2 protein-coding genes are annotated in these 2,262 nt (G+C 56.0%); both read left to right on the forward strand.

The annotated features are described in order from the left end of the window. On the forward strand, positions 1–310 hold a 310-nt coding region (locus tag AC0L18_RS32245), incomplete at its 5' end, for a transposase (RefSeq protein ID WP_473495719.1). Positions 311–1,284: 974 nt separating this feature from the next. Continuing rightward, entirely contained in the window at positions 1,285–2,013 is a 729-nt protein-coding gene (locus AC0L18_RS32250) for an NYN domain-containing protein (RefSeq protein WP_473495720.1), read from the forward strand. The last annotated feature ends 249 nt before the right edge of the window (positions 2,014–2,262 follow it).

Here is a 2,262-nt window from a genome sequence, read left to right on the forward strand (position 1 = left end):
CGGTCGCGATTTCGCCGCCTGGCTCGGGCTGGTCCCTCGGCAGAAGTCGAGCGGCGGCAAGCAACGACTAGGGAAGGTATCGAAGATGGGCCAGCGCGATATTCGGCGGTTGCTCATCATCGGCGCCATGGCTGTGGTTCGATGGGCGTCTCGGAGGCGCGCGCCCGACGGTTCCTGGCTTGCCCGCTTGATGTTGAAGAAACCGCGCATGCTGGTGGCAATCGCGCTGGCCAACAAGATGGCGCGTGGCATCTGGGCCATGCTGACGAAACAGGAGGACTACCGAGATCCGGCGACGGTGCCTGCGTGATTTGCAACAACGCACCTGAGACCGGGACGTCGGGGATGTGAGGAAGGCATGAACTGCATGGGCAAATGATCGATCAGATCGGGGTCAGGAAAACCAGAGTCAAGTTGAGAGCCCACGCAAGCTCGCTTTGCTGATTTGGACCTGATCCGCGCATCACCATACCGGCCCGCGGCATATGGAACGGCCGCAAATTAAGGCCTGACACATGACCGCACTCGATCACATGTCCATACTTCAGGTTCTTCCTTGCAAAACGGCTGGCATCCACACAAGAACTTGACGCACACAACTCTTACGATATTAACGACTATATTAGCTCCTGCCAGAACCGCATTGCTAGAAGTTTGGAATATGTTGAGCCTGCTGTACGGAAGTGGTGCGCCTATCGCCACACCAGCGCTCGCCTTGAGACCCTGTGTCGCGAATGGGAGCAGAACAAGGCTCGTTACCTTGCGAGCATTGAAGCCTTAGATGGGCCGACACTGAATAGATATCGTGCCTTCATTGGACAGTAGGGGGCAATCAGGCGTGTGCGCCTTCTGGTCCTCGAGCGCTCCCTTCTTCACGGACGAACCCGAATGAAACATGGCAATCTTTCAGTTCAGTACCCTCCCGAGGTGGCTGACGGCAATGGTGAATTTTCCCACGATCGTTTGCTGAATTACTACAACACTTGCACAGGCTTGGCGGAAAAGCTCGTTCAAAACCTAAATCTACCGATCATCAAGCATCGCGCTCTGATTCTCGTTGATCTTCAGGGTGTATACTTGGGGTTCACGCGATGACTGACGGCACAAAACTTCCCGTTGGACGGCGGAATGGTGGCCAGCCGTTTCGCGCATTACCTGCTTGAGTATGTCGCCCGAAAAGTCGAATCTAAGGTCATGGAGTAATTCGAATACGGGGTCGTCTTCAATGATTTAGTTAGGACGGTGTTCAGGAAAGAATTACATACCCAGCCGATGCGCCACGTAGTGGACATCAAAACTAGCATTGAGTTGTTTTACGCTCCGGTTCCGCTCGCTGAAATTGAATCGCGGCTGAAGAAGCATGCTCTGACGGGCAGCGCCGAGGCTCGTCGCCAACTCGACGACATCCGTAACGGGCTTCTCAAGCCGCACGGCAATGCACGTGACTACGCTCACTATGACGACTTCATCCAATGCATGAAGAGAAGTTCGTCCGTCTCCCGTTGGGAAGAAGGGTTCTTCAACTTCTATGTCGACAAGTGGTTAGGCCTGACCTCGTTCGACGAGAAGGAGGTCGATACACGCCTCGTGATTCGCGCAGTCGATGCATGTGTCGACTACGAGGCAGATTCGATCTGCATCATCTCCTCGGACCAAGACTTCGTACCCCTTCACGAGCGCGGCGATAAGTCCGGTGTCCGCACGTACCAGGCCGACGCATCAAAGTTCGCGACCCCAGACAAGGTTGGACGGAAAATAAGGGATTTGGGCGACAGGTTCATTCCGGTTGGGATCGATCCGCAATGGCCGATGAGAGCTGTGTTCGAGGCCTGTGGGCACGATCCATTCAACGGTGTCCCTGTGGGCAATCACATCAGCGAGGGGATTTCCTGGAGGGAGTTTTCGGCACTCTGTCAGCTTCACAACGAGATGAACGGCGACTACCAGTTGGAGCCGACGGTGGAAGCTGATGGCGGATCCAGCATCAAAGTGATAGTGCCGACGGCGCAGTGATCGCGCACTCTCGTAGGATTGAGGGGAACTGGCGGCTCATGGCTACGCCGCTCGCCCCTCGGCGAAGCGCTCGGCGTCTTCTGGTGGCGGTTGCTGCCCAATGACGGAAAATCCGCTATAGCAACGCAACTCTATCCGGCTAGAGCGCGTCCTGTTTAATCTGGGTCGTATCCAGCTGCCTTGAAGTAGTTGGCGCATTCGGCTGGGGTGAAGCGTTCGAGGATCGCGCCGACTGCGTCCCACAGTGCG

The sequence above is a fragment of the Mesorhizobium sp. WSM4819 genome, from assembly GCF_055811215.1.